This window comes from Aliivibrio sp. EL58, assembly GCF_900312675.1.
Taxonomy (GTDB): Bacteria; Pseudomonadota; Gammaproteobacteria; order Enterobacterales; family Vibrionaceae; genus Aliivibrio.
The window spans coordinates 931518-953323 of the sequence record NZ_OMPC01000001.1 but is presented as its reverse complement, the minus strand read 5'-3'; the positions used below and the strand labels follow the sequence as shown (position 1 = coordinate 953323).

The following is a 21806-nucleotide window of genomic DNA, read 5'->3' as shown; positions in this document are numbered from 1 at the left end:
GCGTTCAATACGCTCCTTTTCTTTATCTAACGTCTACATAAGCAGTTAACGAATCAAATTAATGATGGTTTGGCTCACGTAGATAGATAATCCAGTAACCCATACCAACGAAGATACCACCACCAATGATGTTACCAATTGTCACAGGGATAAGGTTATTAATAACAAAATTACTTAATGTTAAGTCTGCAAAATCTAATGCAGAATAACCGCTTGCCGCCCAGAATTCAGGAGAAGCAAATGTTTTAATACCGATAGCCATTGGAATTTGGAACATGTTTGCAATACAGTGCTCAAAGCCCGCAGAAACAAACATAGCAACCGGAAGGATCATCACTAAAATTTTATCTGTTAATGTACGACCTGAGAATGTCATCCAAACACCAACACACACCAATACGTTACACATTAAGCCTAGTGCTATTGCCTGCCAAAAACCGTGATGAAGTTTATGCTGAGCAATCTTCATGGTATTAATACCAACAGCACCGCCATCACTCATGTATTGTTTTGCAACTAACATGATACCAACAAGCAGCATAGCACCAATAAAGTTACCTACATACACTACAGCCCAGTTAGCACAAAGGCTTTTCCAGCTAATTTTTCCACTTGCACGAGCAACCAGTGTTAACACAGAACTGGTAAATAGTTCGCCACCCGTTACTACCACTAAAATGAGACCAAGACTGAAGGCTAAACCACCAATAAAGTGAGTCATACCCCATGGCATATCTTCAGCACCGGTTGTTACCGTAGTATAAAAGATGAAAGCAATACCAATGTGTATACCAGCGGTAATTGCTAATAAGAATGATTTAAATGGGTCTTTAGTTGCTTTTGCTACGCCAACTTCAGCAGCGCGTTCAGCCATTTGTGGCGGTAATAAAGAGTCGAACTGGTTCATATTAGAAACATTTTGATACAAGTGAAAAGGAAAGCGGATAATCCTCCTATTTTGTACGGAATACAAGCGATTTTCTGACTTGCAAGCATTAAAATTGAGAAAATTTACAACTATTTCCAAAAAACACAAAATGTGACATGATTCACACTCATTAAGTAAATATAAGATTTAAATTTTGATGTCTACCTTGTCTTTATAACGACGATCCTCTTTAAATCGTCTCTCATATAAAACAGGTTTAGAAGGGTAATTTCGACGTTCCTTTTTCTTACGTAGCTCTTCTTGATACGTTCCGTCCACATCCACCGTTTCAATAACATTTTCTTCTACATCAGGTAATGATTTCTTATCCATTACTTCTCCTTACTGTTCTTTGTTATAACAAGGGCAACTAACCAAATGATCATTAACAACGCCTGTTGCTTGCAAAAAGGCATAGCAAATAGTTGAACCGACAAACTTAAAACCACGTTTCTTTAAATCTTTGCTGAGCTTATCTGATAATTCAGTTGTTGCAGGTACCTCAGACATACTTTGCCAGTGATTGTTGATCGGTGTTTTATTAACATAGCCCCACAAGTAATCAGAAAAACTACCAAACTCTTTTTGTATTTCAATAAAAGCGTGAGCATTAGTGATCGTCGAATTAATCTTTAGGCGATTGCGTATAATTCGTGCATCCAACATTAAGGCTTCGACTTTCTCTTGATCGTATTGACTGATTTTTTCAATATCAAACTGATCAAACAGAAGTCGATATCCTTCTCGCTTCTTTAAAATTGTAGACCAGCTTAACCCTGCTTGCGCGCCTTCCAAGGTTAAATACTCAAACAATTCATCATCAGAATAAACAGGAACACCCCATTCATTGTCGTGATAATCTCTATCTAAATCAGAAACCTCTGCCCATTCGCAACGCTTTTCATCCATTGTTATAACCTCTTTTCTTAGACAACTTAACTGAGCTCACACTACAGTAACTAGTACTCTATCCTGTATTTTCATTATGCTACCCTTTGCACACTTTTTTCTTGAGTTACTGTCTGTATGAAAATACTTTCTACTGTATTCAAAATATTATTTGTTGTTGCCTTATTACTTATCGGCTTCTTTTTCTCTGACATGACTAATTTTGTCAAAAACAAGATGAAGCCAAGCATTGCAATTGAAGATACTTGTCAACTGTCCAGCCAACCTTGCACCCAGCATGGGGTTGATATTCGTCTACAAAAAGACACTCTTACGCCTTTAGAGCCTAGCCCTATTACCGTTAAATGGCCAAATACAAACTCAGAAAAGCTCCTTATTTCTCTCCAAGGGGTAGATATGGAAATGGGTAATCCTATTTTTCAACTAACCAAAACCAACGACAGTACGTTTGAAGGCGAGATCCTATTACCTATTTGTACTCAAAATACCATGGTGTGGACAGGAACCCTCACTGATGGAAATACAGAAGTCACTATTTCATTAAAGGCTCAACAATGAAAAAACTCTTACTCATTATCGCGATCATCTTCGCAGGATTTGCGTTAAAACAGATCTACTTAGCAAACGTCACTGACGATGTGTCTCTTTATGGTGAAAGCAATAATGCCGTTGATCTGTTTGATCTGAACGATCCCCGTATTCGCATTGTCTATTTTGGCTTTACTCGTTGTCCTGATGTCTGCCCGACCTCATTAGCCATGCTTTCAGGCGCATTCAATCAAATAGAGGACACCACATTATCTCAATTTCGCCCTATCTTTATCACTCTTGATCCTGAAAGAGATTCACCAGAACACTCAGCTGAATACGCCCATTACTTTCATAAAAAGATAGAAGGCAGTTCTGGCTCACTGCAAGCGGTCAATATGTTAGCTGAGCGTTACGGCGTCACCTTCCATAAAACCGAACTCAAAGACTCAGCTCTAGAGTATACGATTGATCACTCCTCTTACTTTTACTTTTTAAAACCAGACGGAACATTAATCACAAAAGTGCCTCATACCGTGACACCTGATCCAATAGTGAAAGCGATGCTATCTCTTTCACAATAAAAATAACTCGTGTCCCTAAGGGACCATTACTTCTTAAAGGAATATCCGATGAAAAAAACAATCTTTGCTCTAAGTGCCCTTTTACTTAGCTCTAGCGCTTTTGCTCAAAGCGACTTAATCATTGAAAATCCATACGCACGAGCAACACCACCCAATGCGGTAAATAGCGCGATTTTCATGACAATTAAAAATGACGGTGATAACGATCGAACACTGGTATCAGCCACTACCTCAGCAGCAAATAAAGTTGAGCTTCATACTGTAATAAACACAGATGGCATGATGAAGATGCGTGAAGTGAAATCCATAACCATTACAAAAAATGCAAACACCGCTCTAAAACCGGGTGGATTACACATTATGCTTTTTGAATTAACAGGCCCATTAAAAGAAGAAGAGTTTATTGATGTCACCCTGAATTTTGCCAATGGTGATAAAGAGCAATTTAAAGCTCCTGTGAAAAAAGTAATGGCTGGAATGAAACACAAAATGTAACCGTGATCTGGTTTAATACCATAATGTCTTTCTACTAAATCAAAGTGTCTGATTAGAGATATATACATTTCAATAGACCTGTCAAACTGCATCTCATTAACCCCTAACGAGATGCAGATCACATGTATTATCTTTTACCGCTATTTACCGTACTTATTTGGGGCGGCAATTCTATTATCAATAAGATGGCAGCTTCTGCTATTGAGCCAAGTGCAATGAGTTTTTACCGTTGGGCTTTTGCGATGCTTTTATTGACTCCATTTTGTTTACCTTCGGTCATAAAATCTCGTCATGTTATTCGCCCGTATCTTTCTAAATTGGCATTTTTGGCGCTGCTTGGTATGGTTTTAAACCAATCTTTAGGGTATTACGCCGGCCTAACGACAACGGCTTCTAACATGTCTCTTATTACGTCGTTAGTACCGTTAATCAGTATTTTTCTTAGTCTGCCTCTATTGGGTAAACGTATCTCTAAATTAAGTATTGTCGGTGCAGTGATCTCACTGGCGGGCTTAACCTTTATGCTTGGTCATGGTGATATTACGTTCTTTTTACACCAACCAATTACAGAAGGTGATGGCTTAATGGTCATTGCTGCAAGTTGCTATGCGACTTATTGTGTATTACTAAAACGCTGGAAAATGCCCATCACTAGCTGGCAGCTAATTTATATGCAAGGGTTGTTTGCTGTCGCCATGCTAGCGCCATTATGGTTAACCAGCGACAATTTATTACCAACAGAAAGTTCTATCCCATTAATCATGTATGCATCTATTGCTGCGTCTATTTTAGCGCCTTGGATGTGGGTAAAAGCGATTGATGTTATTGGAGCTGAATCAAGCGCCATGTTCATGAACTTATTGCCTGTGGTAGCCGTGTCACTTGCCGCAATCCTATTGGGCGAGAAGATTGAAAGCTATCATTTAATGGGTGGTTTAATGGTAATTTCTGGTGTTATCTTGGCTCAAGTTAAAACCAAAAAAGCCAAGCAAGAAGCAAGCTTACTTATCAAAGCGTAATTATTGTTAGTAGTAAAATGATATAAGAAAGCCGACTGTTCATAAGTCGGCTTTTTTGTAAACGTTAGATGCACTTTAACTAAAATCAACAGCGATCACACTCACCTGATTTGGATTTATATTCGATTAAATTTCCTTGAGAGTCTATCGAGAAATCACAACAAGTCATAAATAAACCATGCAATTTTTCACGACTTTTCTTTACTCTGGATTTTAACGTTGAATACTTTAACCCGCTTTTTTCAGCATACTCTTTTTGAGATATCCCCTCGATTTCAATCAAAGATAATAACTCAGCATCCTCATCAGGCAATTGCTTGATAAACGGTAAAAGACATCGAGAAAGATCTTTCACTATTTGCTCTTCGTTTTGTTCATCGAACCACAAATCATCTTCAGTTAGCTCTGTGCGTTTTTTATTTTGGCGATAAAAATCAATAATGGTGTTATTTGCTATCTGAAATAGCCAAGATTTAACTTTTTGATTATCCGATATCGTTGTAAGGTTTTTATGCGTTTTAATCAAAATTTCCTGCAGCAGGTCTTCTACATCTTCAGGATTAGAGACTTTACTCCGTAAAAACGCTTTTAAACTTGATTGATACTCAGACCAAATCACTTCTAATTTCATACAAATAACTTACCTTTACACTGCTAATTTTTGAATGACACAACCAATTTAAGGTAACCAATAACATTGATTACCTTAATTAAAGCATATAAGTTACAAATATTGCTAGTTACAACATGAACTTGATGATGTTGAGCATGTGCCTGTTGCACACTCTTCTTCTGTACCATTCATCACATGTGCAAGGTAGGTATTCTTCAGATAGAACCCACTAAAAGTAGCAACAAAATCATGTGGTACTGTTTTCTCTGTAAGGCCAGATTCAATAAGAGCTGATTGCCATTTTTGAACTTTTGGAAAACCATCTAGCATATCAAACCCTGATTGAGCTTTAATCACAGCCGCACGGTGCAGTAAGGGTAGCCAAGCGATATCTACATTTGAGATATAATCCCCTTTAAAGAATAATGATTCACCTAATTTACCTTCTGCCTTCGCAAACGCTTTAGAAAGGTTCGTCAAACGCGTTTCGAATGTCTCTTTATCTTTACTACCCATGGCTCCGCATTGAGGCATATAGTGTTTACTTGCTTGATATGACCATGCACGATCTAACGCTTTTTGTTCTGCTGATAAGTCCTCGATTGGAGCATATTTATCATCTAGGTATTCAACAATTGCATCAGACTCAAATAATACCGTTTCATTTTCAGTAATTAATACAGGGACTTGACCATTGGGAGCTATATCTAAGAACCATTGTGGCTTATTATTTAATTCAATGTACTCTATTTCAAATGGCACATTTTTGGTCACAAGAGCTCCCATTACACGTTGTACAAATGGGCAGTTTTTAAAGCTAATTAATTTAATCATTGTGTTACTCCAAATAGGTTCAATATTTTCTACTTACATCTATAAGACGAACACCATTTGAAAAAGACGATATTTTTTAAAATTTATGCAAAAAAAATCCCCATCAATAATCGACAGGGATTCATTATTCATAAAATGTTAAATTAATGAGTGACTTGCTCATGATGTTCAGTCAGCTGCTTATACAGGGTGTCTTTTAACTCCATGCGCTGATGTTTAAGTGTATTCATGTTTTCATCATCAATTGGACTGCCTGATATCTCTAACTCTCGAATGTCATAATCCAATTGATGGTATTTTTGAAGTTCTGCTTTGAATGCGGGATCGTCATGATTTAGCTGAACAATGTCTAATTTAAGCTCTGGAAAATCTAAGATAAAAGCATGGTTTTCATTAAGCATTGGCATTTCCTTTTCTATTAGATTGTTTACCAGTATAGGAGCAATCCATCAAAAGAAATGTGGGCCATCACGCAAAGTTTATCTTAACCTTCAGCGAGTTGATCTTCATGCTTTGCTACTTTATGCCCATCTTCAGTACAGCCTTCTTTCCAATAGCTACTGATATAAAGATCGTCTTTATCCACTTCTTTTTCACTACGGAAATACGTACGAAGCGCTCTCATTTGATTAAACTCACACGCACTCCAAACCGAAACTCGACCCGCTTTCCACCCTTGCTCTCGAACCGTATCTGTTAAATCTTGCGGATCAGATTTAATAACCCATACAAGCTCAATACCTTGTGGTTTAATTAACGTCTGTTTATCTGATTGATGGTTAATTTCAATCACTGCGTAGCCTACCGCGGTTGCTGGTAGAGACTCAAGTTTTGCAGACAAAGCAGGTAACGCTGTCATATCTGCCACTAAAAAGAACCAATCTGCACCATGGTTAAGCCCTTTGATACTGCCTGGTCCAGCAATTGAAATCGTATCACCATTTACCGCATTCTGAGCCCAAGCAGAAGCAAAGCCGCCTGTTTCAGCACTCATCACTGTATTCGCATGGTGATGGCGAACAAAATCCACATCTAGCTGATTTTGCTCTTTTCTCAAATTACGCACGGTATAAGTACGCATCATTGGACGAGTGCCTTCAGCGATACCAGAAAGATCGGTTCCGCCATTTTCATTAAACATCAGCTTAATGTAACCACCCTCTGTTTCCATATCAAAATTTGAAAGATCTTCTGCTTTAAAAGTAATGCGCTGCATATTGGCGGTAAGCTGTAGATTATTAACCACGGTCAATACACGTGGAGAAGGTTTCTTATTCATAACTTAATCCTTTATTGTCCGTAATACATACAGATACGTTGACCATTAACTTCATGGATATCAAATTCAGTTTCGTATATTTCTGATAACACGTCTTTTCTGATCACTTCAGCAACCGTGCCATTAGCAACTACTTTGCCTTTTTTAAGTGCCACAATATTGTCTGAATAGCATGATGCGAAATTAATATCATGGATCACTATCACTACCGCTTTTCCTAATTCATGGGCTAACGTTTTAATGTTTTTCATGATTTGCAATGAATGCTTAATATCTAGGTTATTTAACGGTTCATCTAAAAAGACATAATCCGTATCTTGTGCAACCACCATGGCAATGAATGCCAATTGACGCTGGCCACCACTTAATTGATCTAAGTACTTATTCTGAATAGGAGCAAGATCTAAATAATTGATCGCCTTATCCATCACTTCATTATCGTGCTTTGTTAGCTTACCTTGGCTATAAGGAAACCGACCAAAGGCAACAAGCTCACGCACCGTAAAGCGCATGTTTAAATTGTTCGATTGTCTAAGAACGGCTAGTTTTTTCGCTAAAGCTTTTGTTTCCCAATCCACCACTTCTTGGTTTTCAATGAGCACACTGCCACTGTCTTTGGCCAATAAGCGACTTGCCATAGATAACACGGTACTTTTACCTGCGCCATTAGGTCCAATGATTGACGTCACTTCACCTTTAATAAAAGAAGCAGAAGCTTGATCAACCACTTTTTGCTGACCAAATGATTTTGAAAGTTGAGATAATGAAATCATACGTTTCTCTATTGAATTTTTTGTCTAACTAACAGTGATAAGAAGTACAAACCACCGATAAAATTAATCACTACGCTTAATGTCGTTTCAAACTTAAAGATGTTCTCAATCGCCCATTGCCCTGAAAGCAACATCGACATTGCCATTAAACTGCTTCCCAGTAGCAAAGTTCGGTGACGATAGGTATTGAAAAACTCTTTTGCTAAGTTTGCCACCAATAAACCAAAGAACATCACTGGACCAACTAACGCGGTAGATACCGAAATTAAGATAGCCACTAAAATAAGCACCTGCTTGGTTATTTTGCCCACATCAACGCCTAAACTGGTCGCATTATCGTTATCAAGCCAGAACACATCAAGCACGTTAGACATTCGAAATAACACGGCACTAATTAGTAATAATGGGATAACACAAAAATAAACTAAGTCTTTGTTAATATTATTAAAGCTAGCAAACATACTTGATTGAATCGAAGCAAAATCATTTGGATCAACCAACATCATAAAAAATGACGACACATTAGAAAACAGCTGTCCAAAAATCACACCAAGTAATAATAAGGTGATTACGTTACTGTTGTTTTTCTTGAAGTAAAAACCAAATAACAATAAAGAAAACCCGACCATTATCACCACTGACATAGCAAAGTTAACAAATGGGTTTAATAAGAAAATACTAAAGCTGCCAAAAATAACCACAACCAATACTTGAGTCAGTAAATACAAGGCATCAAAGCCCATAATACTTGGTGTTAAAATGCGATTATGTGTAATAGTTTGAAATACCAAAGATGACTGTGCAATCGCAATACTGGCTAAGATCATCGCTAATACTTTAGGCACGCGACGTGACAAAAAGTACTCATAGTTAGAAGCATCCAGTCCAATACCAATAAACAAAAAGGTGAATAGAACGGTTATGAATGCCAATGCCGTTAGTTTAATTGAATCAGACATTCTGCTTACCTTTAACGATAAAGAAAATAAACACCATTCCACCAAGAATACTAATGATCATAGAGATTGGGATTTCATAAGGGAAAATGATCACACGTCCTACAACGTCACACACAAGGATTAATATCGCGCCAACAATCGCCGTTAGAGGGATGTTTCTTCGTAGGTTATCACCATAAAACTGAGCAACTAAGTTTGGTACGATTAAGCCAAGGAAAGGCAATTGACCGACAATCATCACTACCGTTGCTGACATAACAGAAACTAAAATAATGCCGAGAAATAGAATTTGCTTGTACTTCAAACCAATATTGGTCGCAAAATCTTTCCCCATGCCAACGGCAGATAAACGCGTCGCGTACCAATAGCTGATCACTGAAATTGGCACAGCAATGTATAGCAGCTCATAGTTACCTTGCAGAATATTGGCGAAATTCGCGACCGTCCATGCAGAAAGGTTCTGAACTGCATCGTATTTATACGCGACAAAGGTTGCAGCAGATGAAACAACGTTACCAAAAATGATGCCAATTAGAGGAACATAGATAGCGTTTTTAAATTGAATACGATGAATGAATTGAATAAAAAGAAGTGTACCGCCAATCGCCGTTGCAAAAATTAGCAGTAAGTTATCGCCATGCCCAAAGATCACCAAGCTTAATACGTAACCCAACATTGCACACTCAATGGTGCCAGAGGTTGATGGGGCTGCAAATCGGTTTTGGCTTATCTGTTGCATGATTAAGCCTGCAATACTCAGACCTGCACCTGATAGCAGAATAGCCAATAAACGTGGGAGACGACTTACAACAAGGAGTTCTAGAGCTTCTGTATCTCCTCGGAAAATAGCTGACAACGGCAAGTCAGCAACACCGATGAATACCGAAGCAAAGCTCAACACAATAAGAACAAGCAATAACTTTTTCAAAGCTAACCTCAGCCTGCACAAAGCGTGCTATCTCAAAGAAATAGCACGCTTTACAGTGGAATTAAAAATAAATAACGATCAAACTTAAAGATGAATAGACTGTTTTACATCAGCAATCATTTGGTCTGTTGCGGTAACACCTGCAATTGCTAGGTACCATGCATTGATATCAAGATACGTTAAGCTGTCATTCTTATAGGCATCGGTTGCTTTCACTAATGGATTAGCAAACTCTTCACGAGTACGGCTTTTATCTTTGCTAATTAACTTATCTTTATCAACAATAAGAAGGTTTGATGGGTTCACATTACGAATAAACTCATACGATACCAAATCACCATGGCGAGATTCTTTAATGCCTTCTACCGCTTCATTAAAACCAAAATCTTTATAAATAGAAGAAAAACGAGATTGAGCACCAAAAGTCGTAATATTACCGCCTGCGCTCATTACTGTTAACGCTGCAACATTATTTGTTTTGTTGTGTTCAGCAATCGCTTTGAACTCACTGTCTACACTAGCAATTTTCTCTTCTACTTTATCTTGGATCTCAAAGACATTGCCTAGCATACGCCATTGTTGCTGTGTACTTTCCCAATAGCTTTTTGAATCCGCAGTAAAGACGATTGTTGGTGCGATTTCAGATAACTCTTTGTAGGCTTTAACAGCACGAGAACCAATAATGATCACATCCGGCTTTTGCATATAGATAGTTTCAAAATCTGGCTCACTTAAACTACCAGAAGAAGCAAACTCTTTTGTTTTGTATTTTAATAGATACGGAGGCATTGTGGTTGCTTGAGTAACCGCTACTGGTTTGATACCAAAGTAATCAATGGCATCTAAGGTTCCCGTTCCAATAACAACAACACGCTGAGGTTTTGTCTCAAGCGTTGTTTTACCTAATTGGTGAGAAACCGTAATAGTTTCTGCATAAGAAGACGCAGAAAACATCAAACCAAATAACATTGTAGCGATACTTTTTTTCATATTTTTTACACTCAAGTGATAATTGTTCGTATTTAAATATCACTATAATGAAAACGATTCGCATTCACCAGAATAAAAAAGTAAAGATTGTAAAGACGCACTTAATGTAAGGTTTATTGCGTTCAAAGAGGTTTTTTAGAGAGTAGAAAATGATTAGTTTGGTTTATAACAGACAATAAAAAAGGCCATTATTGGGGAATAATAATGGCCTTAAAAATACATAGCTTGTTTACTTTAGTGTAAGTGTCTCTTCGTTACTTCACATGAAAGAGTCTCATGATCAAATAAGAAGCGAAATGCGTGAGAATTGAAATATTTCCCATCACTCCATAAAACTTCACCAAAGATCTTACAGAGATCCATATCTGATGCTGAACCTTTCTTATCGATTAATCCAATAACAGATAAAACTTGGCTCTCTATATCCTTGGGACAATTTTTAATTGACCATTTATGAGTTGTACTCATTTTATCCATAATCACTAGCCTAATGTGTTTTTATTTTATTGTGAATCAAGTCACGAAGAACAGTTTAACTGAACTATAACTTAAAACCAAGTATTTTGTGACTTGAGTCTCATAAAATAAATAGAATAGCTAGTAATAGAAGTATTAACAACCAATTATCAAAAGTAAGACTATTAATAATTTACATATTTTAAACATAAAAAAGGCGTACTATTAATGGTACGCCTAGATGAAATCAACCAATAAATACCACCTTAGTAGTATTACAAGCTTATGAAAATTAAGGGTATTGCTTCTCTAAAAACGCCATAATATCTGACGATTCATACATCCATGTTGTCTCTCCGTTATTATCAATTCGCAGGCATGGCACTTTTACACGGCCACCGCCGGCTAATAATTCAGATCTATGCTGCTCATTATTTTTTGCATCTCGCAGTTCGATCTTTAATGATTGACGCTTAATTGTACGACGAACTTTCACACAGAATGGACATGCTTCAAATTGGTATAGTGAATAGTTTGCTGTTTCTGCATCTATCTCGGCTTGCTTTGCAGGATCGCGTTTTACCCCTGATGGTGTAAATACACAATCTGCCGCCAAAATAATCTTGCCAAGCACCAAACGAATTAATTTCATGTTTACTCTCCTAATAATGCAATCTAATTGATTATAATTGTTATTTCTTTTTGAAGTGTTTGGATTGTAACAGTTTCATTTCATTGAACCTACAAAAAAGCCCCAAAAGAGAGCACTCTAATGGGGCTAAATTCTATTATTGATTTACGTAAGCTTATTCAAACTCAACCAAGTTACGTTCAAATTTCTTATGTTGCTGAGCGACCGCCTCTTCAGGTTTACCTGTCAACTTACTCACAGCAATAATTGCCGTCGTTGCGAAAATGATCCCAGGGACAATTTCGTAAACATCGAACCAACCGCCTGTTAGCTGTTTCCAAACAACAATCGTGATACCACCGACAACAATACCAGCAAGAGCCCCATTACGGTTCATTCCTTTCCAGTAAAGACTTAGTACAATGGCAGGACCAAATGCTGCACCAAAACCAGCCCAAGCATAAGAAACTAAACCAAGTACTGAGCTATCAGGATTCATCGCTAACGCTAATGCGATAAGTGATAACGCAATCACTGCAAGACGTCCTACATTAACGACCTCTTTACTGGTTGCGTCTTTTTTCACTAGTTGTTTATATAGATCTTCAGATAATGCTGAAGAAGAAACTAATAGTTGTGAATCTGCAGTACTCATGATGGCAGCAAGGATCGCAGCCAATAAGATGCCAGCAATAACTGGGTGGAACATCGCATTCACTAATAGCATGAAGATTTTTTCGCCATCAATCGCTTGACCTGCCATTGAGCCATTTACATAAAGTAAACCAACAAGACCAACCAACACAGCACCAACCATCGATAACGCAGTCCATACTACGGCGATTCGACGAGCAGTCGTCAGCTCTCTGTTTGTGCGAGAAGCAAGGAAACGCGCTAGGATGTGTGGTTGACCAAAGTAACCAAGACCCCAAGCCGCTAATGAAATAATCGCAATCGCACTTAGCGGTTTGCCATCCATGCCTGTCCATAGCGTCATAAGCTCTGGGTTAATCGCAACTAAATCCGCACTCAACTGACCAAAACCACCTTGCATGGCTGCAATAGGAACAATCATAAGCGCTGCTGACATTAATAGACCTTGAACTAAATCAGTCCAAGCTACCGCTAAGAAACCACCAAATAAGGTATAAGACACAACACAAAGCGTACCAATAACCACCGCTACTTTGTAATCTAGACCAAATACAGTTTCAAATAATTTACCACCAGCAACCAAACCAGAACTCGTATAGAAAAGGAAGAACAGCAAAATAAACAACGCTGAAATGGTTTGAATTAGTTTAGATTTATCATTGAAACGGCGTGATAAAAACTCTGGCAGTGTTAATGCATCATCGGTTGTCATGCTGTAGGTTCTTAAACGTTTAGCACAGATTAACCAGTTCAGCCATGTACCCACTAATAAACCACCAGCAAGCCATAAAGACTCTAAACCCGCAGCGTAAGCATAGCCAGGTAGACCAAGTAACAACCAACCACTCATATCAGAGGCACCCGCTGATAGTGCTGCAGGCCAAGGTCCTAGAGTTCGACCACCTAAAAAGTAATCAGATGAGCTGCTCGTTCGCTTGTAGGCATAAACCCCAATCGCAAGCATCATTATCAGGTAAGCGATAAACGTACCTGTAATGGCAAAATTATTTTCAATCATTGTATTTCCTTTATGTTATTGGCAGTAAGTTTAACGTCGTTACTGCTGTATGAGCATCTTAGCCCTATTGTTATGGTGCAATAACGACGATGGGATCCAACACCAATGTGGACAACTACTTTATCCAAATTGATATCAATCATTCAATATCAGTGGTTACCACCCCCAAGTTCAAGCAATGTTGCGTTGCCGCCAACCGCTGTCACATTGATTGTTCGTGTACGCTCTGTAATAAAACGTAGAACAAAATGAGGATCTGTAATTACTGGTAAGCGTTCTTGATCGGTTTCTGCAACCAATTGCGCTAATAATCCATCTCGTTTTGCTAATTGTTGGTTAAGCACTATCGACTTTTGCTCGTTACCAACAAAGCAGACGCCCGCTAAACGAACATCATTAATGTCTGTTATTGCAAACTCTGCTTGTTGAGCCGCTAATCTTGGCACTTTAGCTTGGTGCAACCCTTCAAGAATAACTGAAGTTAGTTTCGCATCCTGACTCGAAAGGGCGACAATAATAGCGTTTCCTGCGATTAATGACGCAGTTATTTGTCCAATCAATGCAACAACCGATGCTTTTTCATCCGATGTGATGTAAAAAACGCCTCTTGCTGCTGTGTAAAGCTCATTGCTCTCCCCTGTTGGACCTGGCATTAGCTCAGTTTCTGAAATTAAATGCTGCGCGCGTTGGCATTGAAAACGAACCATTTTTGCTGCTAGAACACCAAAGTCAGGATGTTCAGCTAAACGGTGCGACCATTGCCATAGTTTCTCCATTCGAGTTGAGAATGAATCAACTTGCCACTCTACTTGGCCTTGAGAAAGAGCTGAGTCAATAATGTGAGTAATCGTTGTCATGAGGATCTCCTTTCTCATTTAGTAGAGGTAGTCGCAATTGAAGTGATCTGCTGTGCTTGGGTATAGCGGAATAAATAACGTGGTCCGCCCGCTTTTGGTCCCGTACCAGACAGCCCTTGCCCACCAAATGGTTGAACGCCAACAACCGCACCAACTTGATCTCGGTTGATGTAACAGTTACCGACTTTACTGTTTTTCTCTATTCGTGTGTACGTCACTTCATTTCGACTGTGGATCCCCATTGTTAATCCAAAACCGGTGCAGTTAATCTCAGTAACTATGTTATCCAGATCTTCTGCTTTAAAACGAACAATATGTAAAATTGGCCCAAATTGTTCATTCTCTAATTGACTAATAGACTCAATTTCAAAGGCCGTTGGCGGAACAAAATCACCCTTTTCAGCCCAATCAGGTAACTCTGCTTGAGCAACCAATTTGCCTTCAATGGTCATTTTCTCAATGTGAGCTAATAATTTTTCTTTTGCTTTCGAGTCAATAACAGGGCCGACATCAGTACTGTGCAGTTCAGGTAAATCAACACTTAGTTCTGCCATCGCCCCTTTTATTAAGTTCACAATTCTATCGGCAATGTCTTGTTGAACAAAAAGCACACGCAATGCAGAACAACGCTGACCTGCAGATGCAAAGGCTGAGCGAACGACATCACGCACCACTTGTTCAGGTAATGCAGTACTGTCCACTATCATTGCGTTTTGACCACCAGTTTCAGCGATAAAAGGAACCGGAGCTACGCCATTACCTTCAAAGGTTCGATTAGCTAAAGTTCGATTAATTAATTGCGCGGTTTCTGTTGAACCAGTAAAGGCTACGCCTGCTACACGATGATCTGAAGTTAATGGTGCCCCCACTGTTTTACCATCACCCGGTAATAGGTGAACGGCTTGCGGTGCGATACCCGTTTCTAATAGCAACTCCATCGAACGAACGGCGATCAACGAGGTTTGTTCCGCAGGTTTTGCAACGACGGTGTTACCTGCGACTAATGCCGCGGAAACTTGACCTAAGAAAATAGCTAATGGAAAATTCCACGGGCTGATACACACAAATACACCACGACCTTGGCGTGCAATTTGATGTGACACGTCATCAAAACCGACAATAGTTTCAGGCGTTGTAAAATTTAGCTTAGCTTGAACGGCATAGTAACGACAAAAATCGACTGCTTCACGCACTTCATCAATGCTGTCATGAATAGTTTTTCCCGCTTCTTTATGACATAAAGCAACCAACTCAGGCATGTTCTCTTCAAGTTTATCCGCCAATAAGTCTAAATACTCGGCACGTTCTGATACTGGCGTAGCCTGCCATGTTGGAAAGAAATCATGAGCGATAGTTAATGCGTCTGATACTTGCTCTTCAGAGCTCCATACTAATGAACCTACATTATTGCTTCTGTCATATGGCGAAGTAATCTTGTGTAAGTCAGCAGAGCTATCCTTGATCATGTTTTCGTAATAACGGCTATTGTTAACGATTGGACCACCTTGCCAATACGTAGTCATCTGCTCTTTAACCAATGCTTCAAACGGCTGAGCTTCACTCTCTACATCAAAATTAATGCTGTATGAGTTTTTACGATCAGAAAATATCTGTGGCGGTAATGGGATCAATTGATTATCTAGGGATGGACACGCTAATAATGTATCAACCGGGTGCTCTGTTAAACTTTCGATTGGGCAGTTTGCATCAACTAAACGGTGAACAAACGAGCTGTTTGCCCCATTCTCAAGTAAACGGCGAACTAAATAAGGCAATAGATCCTTATGGCTGCCAACAGGTGCATAAATTCGAACACTGCGCTTAAACATATCCATTGCGTGATCGTATAATGCATCTCCCATTCCATGTAGACGCTGAAACTCAAACTCATCATGAGTAGCCATTGACGAAATAGCAGCAACCGTATGGGCATTATGGCTAGCAAATTGTGGGAAAATATTACCTTTAACATGGGCACTTAATAGGTAACGTGCACACGCTAAATAAGAAACATCGGTCGCTTCTTTTCGAGTAAACACAGGATAACGAGCAAAGCCAAGTTGCTGAGATATTTTAAGTTCGGTATCCCAATAAGCGCCCTTCACTAAACGAAGCGGGATCATATCACCCTGCTCTTTTGCTAACGCAGTTAACCAGACTAATACTGGCAACGCGCGTTTAGAATACGCCTGAACAACGATACCAAACTTACCCCATCCTTTAACAATGTCACTGCGATACAATTTCTCAAATAACATTAAAGACAGTTCTAAACGATCGGCTTCTTCAGCATCAATGGTAATACCAACATCAAGCTCACGAGCACGTTCTAGTAACTTAAGTACTGAATCACACATTTCACCCATAACACGGGCTTTGTTCGCCATTTCATAACGAGGATGTAGTGCTGATAATTTAATTGATACGGTTGGATCAGGAGAGCCCGCAATCGTTGTAGCTCTACCGACACTTTCGATTGCGACAATGTAGTCTTTGAAATATTTATGTGCATCAGATTGTGTTAATGCTGCCTCACCTAGCATATCAAATGAATAGGTATAGCCCTTTTCGCGCATTGGCTTGCCTTTCTTTTGCGCTTCTTCAATCGTTCTGCCCAACACAAATTGATGGCCCATGATCTTCATGGCTTGGTTCATTGCTTGACGAATAACAGGTTCTGAAAACTTATTCACTAAACGGCTAATAGCGTTAGAGGGAGAACCATCAGTTTTTACATCCATACTAACCACTTTACCAGTCAGCAATAGCCCCCAGGTAGAAGCGTTAACGAACGTTGAGTCTGAATTTTTTAAATGAGATTTCCAATCGGCTACGCTTAATTTGTCACGAATAAGTGCATCTGCTGTTGCTGAATCAGGAATACGCATTAACGCTTCAGCAAGACACATTAATAAAATGCCTTCTTTTGTGTCTAAGCTGTACTCTAGCAATAGCGCATCAATCATCTGTACGGCTTGCTTATCATTGCGGACACGTTGAATAAGTTCACCAGCCTGATCTCTCATAATGTTGGCTTCTTGCTCACTCGGCTGAGCTAATGGGATCAGCTCTTTTAACCATTGAGCTTCATCGACCATATAAAGAGGGGAAATTATTGACCATAAGGAAGTTAATGGCTGGTCAACAATGGATGACACCAATACATCTTTCGCTTGAAACATATCTGTTCCTCTTATTAATCTGTTCGTTAGTAAGGCTAATTGCGAAAGAGTCTATTTTCTATTTACTTAAATTACTTGTCAAAACCTACGATTTAATTGTTAAATCGTCCATACGGTTACAAAATGAGAACAAAAGCGGTAAATTTTAATTACGAATAAAGTGTAAATGACGATATTTACTTGGTGAGATCCCTTTATATTTCACAAAAGCATGACTAAACGCGCTCTGATTCGCGAATCCTGTTTGTTGAGCAATTTCTCCAATACTCAATAGACTTTGATTCAGTAGCTTTTTGGCAAAATCTAGCCGCTTTACGATAATATATTGATGTGGGGTAGTTCCAAATTCTTGCTTAAAAATGGCATAAAATTGACTCTCCCCGAGGAAAACTGTACTAGCCAACTGAGCAATTGTGATCTTACTTCCAATGTGCTGCGTTATAAAATTGTCAATCACATCAGAATTTAGTCGTTGAACTTTTTTTTCTGAATTTTCATCAATTAAATGACGGTGGAGCAAGGAAATTATCGTGTCACTGCAGGCTTTATTTAAAAGGTGATCATTAACACTCGCTTGAATTTCACAGACCAATAATTGAATCAAATTCTGGATCTGACCATCTAATTCATAATACCCAGACTGACTAAACAATTCATTGACCCTCGAAGCTAGCTCACGATCTTCAAAAAACTGAGGAAAATTAAGTACTAAGACTTCAGCTTGATGCAAACTAGAAAAAGCATGTTCTTGGTAAGCAGGTATTACTCCGACTTTAGCTGCGTAAATCAAACTGCTTTTTCCATTGATTTCAAACTCAGCTTGGCCTTTTAAACCTATTACTAATTGATGGTATTCATGTGAATGAAGATCTCTCTCTTCGGGCAGCATGATAATTTGTGCGGGTGAAATCCAATTCTTTTTCATGATAAATCCATCTATATCTAGGTAAAGTCTTTTCGTTAAAATGTTATCTACATCATAGTACCACTCTATTTCAAATATCACTACGAAAGCATGATCATGTTTTCGTATGATACAGTCGATGTACTTTCAACTAGTCACATTAGATTTAACTTTGTGGATTTTATATAAAAAATCTTTATTTACAGTAAATTAGAGTGGTTATTCAGATTTAAGAAAGTACTTTCTTATTTATAACCTTGATCATCGTTCTTAGTTATTGAAACGATGATCAAGTAAAGCTCTAATTTACACTCTCGGTGTCGTCTATATTTGGTATAGAAATTGCATCAGCACTTAGTGTCAAAACTATGAATACACGGATACTCATCTGCCTAGGATATTTTTAAAAATGGGCTATGCAGATCAGTATCGAGATACCGTAACCCTTATAATCGAAGGGTTAACTAAAAATGAATTAAAGAACCAAATTATCTTATGTCTAAAATTAAAAGCAGAAAAATTATGAACCGTAAAGGATTACCCGCACTAGCACTACTGTTATCGCCGGCGCTTTTTACCTCTGTTGCGCTTGCTAATACCGACACTCAATCAACAACTATTAGCGTTGATTCTGTTGCTTCAATTGATACCAAATTAACTCACAAGCGTGATGAAGTTAAGCAATTAGAAAGCACCGTGGTAAACGATCAACATCGTCTTCGTGATTTGCGTAATCAAAGTGATGCTTTAGATAAAAAAGCAAAGCAGTTAGATTCAAAACGAAAACTTGCTCAACGTAATTTAGATGAGCAATATAACCGAATGATTGATGATCCTGAACTTGACATTACTCCTTTCCAAAAGCAATACCAAGACTCTTGGAAAGAAGTAAAAGAAAACCAAGTCGCTAAATTATCTATTCAACAAGATATCCAAGAACAGACTCGTGTATTAAAAGCAAGCAGTACAAAAAAACAACGCGCATTAGATGAGCTTGAAATTCTCGGTGAATCTCGTCAAGAAGCTCGTGTTCTTCGCCTACAAGAAGAACTATCAACTCAAGATTCTTTAGATGTGGTTCATACGATTACTTGTAAAATGTCGATGACATTAGATGCGTGTTCAAGCCAAGGTAAAACACTGAGTATGCAAAAAGCAGTAAATAGCTTTCAGCAGCAGTTAATTAACGGTTTTACAGAAGCGGACACAGTTAAGCAACACGTTGAGAATGTATCCCTTAATATTCACGTTCTTGATAGCGCAATTATTGACAGTGGTTTTAATGGTAGTAACCGTTACACAACTAAGCTGCAAGCGTCACTACGCGCTCGTCCAAATTCAACGGCAGCATGTCAACTGCTTGGTTTAGAAAACCGTTACTGTATTGAACCAGGAACATCACAAGCATCTAACGATAAAATCAAAAAAGAAAAAAAATGGGTTGGTATTACCATTCGCTCTAACCGTCATGAAGATAACGTAACTGTTAATGGCGTTAATTACGGCAGCACTCCTGTAGATGTAATGCTACCTGCAGGTCAACATCAAATTACAGTTGAGAAATCAGGTTTTGAACCATACAGCCGCCAAATGTCATTATCTAAAGACATGACAGTATGGGCTGAATTAAAATTACAAGAAAACCGCCCAAAGCCAGGTAAAAAGTTTGCTGACCGCCTAAGTAACAACCAAAAAGCACCACAAATGGTTGTGATTGGCTCTGGTAATTACCACATAGGTAAAGATGCTGCAAAAAACATCAATATCTCAACAGCCTACTCTATTGCAGCAACACCAGTAACGGTTAATCAATTTGATGCCTTTGTTGCGAGCTCAGGCTACATCACTGAAGCAGAAAAAGGCGCGGGTTGTAATGCTATCAATGGCGGCGAGACTAAACGTCACCAAAATCAAAACTGGCGCAAACCTGGTTTTGAACAGTCAAAAAATGCGCCTGCTGTATGTATCTCTAAGAAAGATGCTGAAACCTACGCACAATGGCTGACAAAACAAACTGGCTTTAAATACGCACTGCCTTCTGAAGCGCAATGGGAAATTGCAGCTCGTGCAGGAAGTAAAGAAGCTTACTGGTGGGGCTCTGACATTGGTTCAGGCAACGCAAACACTGGCTGGGGTGGTTCTTCTTGGGCAAACAAGTCAACTTCCCCTGTAGGTAGCTTTGGCGCAAACCCTTACGGTATCTATGATACAGCAGGTAATGTTTGGGAATGGACAAACACTAAATCAGGGGTTGTTCGTGGCGGCGCATGGAGCTTTGCACCAACAAAAGCAAAAGCATATGAATCTCTAGAGCTTAACCCATCTACAAGCGCTAACTACACTGGTTTCCGTGTGGTTCGAACTCTGTAGTTAATCAATATGCTTTAACTAAATTCATAAATAAAAAAAACCGCTGACATCAGCGGTTTTTTTATGTTCAAATAACGTTAATTAACCGCTTTAGGCAAAACGCATGCAAGAATCTTTAGATATCAGTTGGGCATTGATGGGGCTATTTAGCCTTACTCTCATTATTCCCTTTACCATTAACCGCATTTACCAATTGGATCTCGCTAAAGAGATCGGTATTAGTGTGTTTCGTATGGTGGCACAACTGGCTTTTATTGGTTTATATCTTGAGTTTATTTTCCAATTAAATGATCCACTACTGAATACCCTTTGGATTATTTTAATGATAGGGATTGGATCTAGCTCTATCATTTCTAAAGCTAAACTCCCTAGAAAACAATTACTGCTTCCGGTTGCAACTGGTTTACTGGTTGGGCTATCGCCATTAGTTATTTTACTCAGCTCTGTGATTATTCAACCAACCCCACTATATAGTGCTCAGTATGTGATCCCTTTAGCCGGAATGCTGCTAGGTAATAGTTTGAGTGGAAATATCGTTGCATTGCAAAACTTATTCACCGCGTTTAAAGAGCGTGAAAGTGAATATCACGCAGCTATCGCTCTTGGCGCATCTCCTCACTATGCGACTCTTCCTTTTGTTCGTGCTGCGATGCAAAAAGCGTTTGCCCCTATTATGGCATCAATGGCCACCACTGGATTAGTTACGCTACCCGGCATGATGACAGGTCAAATTTTAGGTGGGGTAAACCCAATGGTTGCTATCAAATATCAATTACTTATTTTAATCGCCATTTTTGTTATGCTGACAATATCAGTCACCATCACGTTACAACTGACCCTCAAACATAATATTTCTAAAGAAGGGAAAGTATTGGTACGTTTTCTAGATCAATGA

Annotated in this window: 23 protein-coding genes; 6 read left to right on the top strand and 17 right to left on the bottom strand. The window is 38.7% G+C overall.

All coding sequences use genetic code 11. The features are described 5' to 3' along the window. Positions 1 to 58: 58 nt before the first annotated feature. The 3 genes from focA to ED622_RS04130 all read right to left on the bottom strand — a co-directional run bounded on the left by focA (position 59) and on the right by ED622_RS04130 (position 1837). Positions 59 to 907 carry a formate transporter FocA gene (focA, locus tag ED622_RS04140; protein WP_045104140.1) on the bottom strand — a complete coding sequence of 283 codons (849 nt, stop codon included), beginning with the start codon at positions 905 to 907 and terminating at the stop codon, positions 59 to 61. Between the two features lie 168 nt (positions 908 to 1075). Then, positions 1076 to 1261 (bottom strand): hypothetical protein, encoded by a 186-nt coding sequence (locus tag ED622_RS04135; RefSeq protein ID WP_122032668.1) that lies wholly within the window; start codon positions 1259 to 1261, stop codon positions 1076 to 1078. A 9-nt stretch (positions 1262 to 1270) separates the two neighbouring features. Continuing rightward, complete coding sequence (locus tag ED622_RS04130; protein ID WP_122032667.1) at positions 1271 to 1837, bottom strand: DNA-3-methyladenine glycosylase I; 567 nt, start codon at positions 1835 to 1837, stop codon at positions 1271 to 1273. Positions 1838 to 1954: 117 nt separating this feature from the next. Between ED622_RS04130 and ED622_RS04125 the strand changes: the two genes are divergently transcribed. The 4 genes from ED622_RS04125 (at position 1955) to ED622_RS04110 (ending at position 4463) form a co-directional block, all read left to right on the top strand. Beyond that, on the top strand, positions 1955 to 2395 hold the full coding sequence (locus ED622_RS04125) for a hypothetical protein (protein ID WP_122032666.1): 441 nt from the start codon (positions 1955 to 1957) through the stop codon (positions 2393 to 2395). Further along, a complete protein-coding gene (locus tag ED622_RS04120; protein ID WP_122032665.1) occupies positions 2392 to 2949 on the top strand; it encodes an SCO family protein in 558 nt (185 codons plus the stop codon). Before ED622_RS04125 ends, ED622_RS04120 begins: the two co-directional genes overlap by 4 nt. A 48-nt stretch (positions 2950 to 2997) precedes the next feature. Further along, entirely contained in the window at positions 2998 to 3444 is a 447-nt protein-coding gene (locus tag ED622_RS04115) for a copper chaperone PCu(A)C (protein WP_122032664.1), read from the top strand. A gap of 122 nt (positions 3445 to 3566) precedes the next feature. After that, positions 3567 to 4463, top strand: coding sequence for a DMT family transporter (locus tag ED622_RS04110; protein WP_122032663.1), 897 nt, complete (start codon positions 3567 to 3569; stop codon positions 4461 to 4463). 85 nt (positions 4464 to 4548) lie between these two features. On the opposite strand, the gene sigZ is transcribed toward ED622_RS04110, so the two are convergent. The 14 genes from sigZ to ED622_RS04040 all read right to left on the bottom strand — a co-directional run bounded on the left by sigZ (position 4549) and on the right by ED622_RS04040 (position 18562). Further along, entirely contained in the window at positions 4549 to 5094 is a 546-nt protein-coding gene (sigZ, locus tag ED622_RS04105; RefSeq protein ID WP_122032662.1) for an RNA polymerase sigma factor SigZ, read from the bottom strand. 105 nt (positions 5095 to 5199) lie between these two features. Beyond that, a complete protein-coding gene (locus ED622_RS04100; RefSeq protein ID WP_122032661.1) occupies positions 5200 to 5910 on the bottom strand; it encodes a glutathione S-transferase family protein in 711 nt (236 codons plus the stop codon). A gap of 143 nt (positions 5911 to 6053) precedes the next feature. Next, positions 6054 to 6311, bottom strand: coding sequence for a YdcH family protein (locus ED622_RS04095; protein ID WP_122032660.1), 258 nt, complete (start codon positions 6309 to 6311; stop codon positions 6054 to 6056). Between the two features lie 83 nt (positions 6312 to 6394). Then, positions 6395 to 7189, bottom strand: a complete 795-nt coding sequence (locus tag ED622_RS04090; RefSeq protein WP_122032659.1) for a siderophore-interacting protein — start codon at positions 7187 to 7189, stop codon at positions 6395 to 6397. A gap of 11 nt (positions 7190 to 7200) precedes the next feature. Then, positions 7201 to 7962 carry an iron chelate ABC transporter ATP-binding protein VctC gene (gene vctC / locus ED622_RS04085; RefSeq protein WP_122032658.1) on the bottom strand — a complete coding sequence of 254 codons (762 nt, stop codon included), beginning with the start codon at positions 7960 to 7962 and terminating at the stop codon, positions 7201 to 7203. An 8-nt stretch (positions 7963 to 7970) separates the two neighbouring features. Continuing rightward, entirely contained in the window at positions 7971 to 8921 is a 951-nt protein-coding gene (locus ED622_RS04080) for an iron chelate uptake ABC transporter family permease subunit (RefSeq protein ID WP_122032657.1), read from the bottom strand. After that, on the bottom strand, positions 8914 to 9849 hold the full coding sequence (gene vctD / locus ED622_RS04075) for an iron chelate uptake ABC transporter permease subunit VctD (protein ID WP_122032656.1): 936 nt from the start codon (positions 9847 to 9849) through the stop codon (positions 8914 to 8916). Before vctD ends, ED622_RS04080 begins: the two co-directional genes overlap by 8 nt. Before the next feature lie 84 nt (positions 9850 to 9933). After that, the gene (locus tag ED622_RS04070) at positions 9934 to 10839 is read right to left on the bottom strand and encodes a siderophore ABC transporter substrate-binding protein (RefSeq protein ID WP_122032655.1); all 906 of its coding nucleotides are present in this window, start codon (positions 10837 to 10839) and stop codon (positions 9934 to 9936) included. A 234-nt stretch (positions 10840 to 11073) separates the two neighbouring features. Further along, positions 11074 to 11316: a hypothetical protein gene (locus ED622_RS04065; protein WP_012552096.1), complete on the bottom strand. Its 243-nt coding sequence runs from the start codon at positions 11314 to 11316 to the stop codon at positions 11074 to 11076. 271 nt (positions 11317 to 11587) lie between these two features. After that, complete coding sequence (locus ED622_RS04060) at positions 11588 to 11947, bottom strand: glutathione S-transferase N-terminal domain-containing protein (protein WP_122032654.1); 360 nt, start codon at positions 11945 to 11947, stop codon at positions 11588 to 11590. A 154-nt stretch (positions 11948 to 12101) separates the two neighbouring features. Next, the gene (gene putP / locus ED622_RS04055) at positions 12102 to 13598 is read right to left on the bottom strand and encodes a sodium/proline symporter PutP (RefSeq protein WP_122032653.1); all 1497 of its coding nucleotides are present in this window, start codon (positions 13596 to 13598) and stop codon (positions 12102 to 12104) included. Positions 13599 to 13747: 149 nt separating this feature from the next. Beyond that, a complete protein-coding gene (locus ED622_RS04050) occupies positions 13748 to 14455 on the bottom strand; it encodes a 1-pyrroline-5-carboxylate dehydrogenase (protein WP_122032652.1) in 708 nt (235 codons plus the stop codon). A 14-nt stretch (positions 14456 to 14469) separates the two neighbouring features. Continuing rightward, the gene (gene putA / locus ED622_RS04045; protein ID WP_122032651.1) at positions 14470 to 17637 is read right to left on the bottom strand and encodes a bifunctional proline dehydrogenase/L-glutamate gamma-semialdehyde dehydrogenase PutA; all 3168 of its coding nucleotides are present in this window, start codon (positions 17635 to 17637) and stop codon (positions 14470 to 14472) included. A gap of 145 nt (positions 17638 to 17782) precedes the next feature. Beyond that, positions 17783 to 18562 (bottom strand): AraC family transcriptional regulator, encoded by a 780-nt coding sequence (locus ED622_RS04040; protein WP_162922446.1) that lies wholly within the window; start codon positions 18560 to 18562, stop codon positions 17783 to 17785. A gap of 501 nt (positions 18563 to 19063) precedes the next feature. On the opposite strand from ED622_RS04040, the gene ED622_RS04035 reads away from it, so the two are divergent. Then, positions 19064 to 20911 carry an SUMF1/EgtB/PvdO family nonheme iron enzyme gene (locus ED622_RS04035; RefSeq protein ID WP_162922445.1) on the top strand — a complete coding sequence of 616 codons (1848 nt, stop codon included), beginning with the start codon at positions 19064 to 19066 and terminating at the stop codon, positions 20909 to 20911. 103 nt (positions 20912 to 21014) lie between these two features. Continuing rightward, positions 21015 to 21806, top strand: coding sequence for an ABC transporter permease (locus ED622_RS04030; protein WP_122032649.1), 792 nt, complete (start codon positions 21015 to 21017; stop codon positions 21804 to 21806).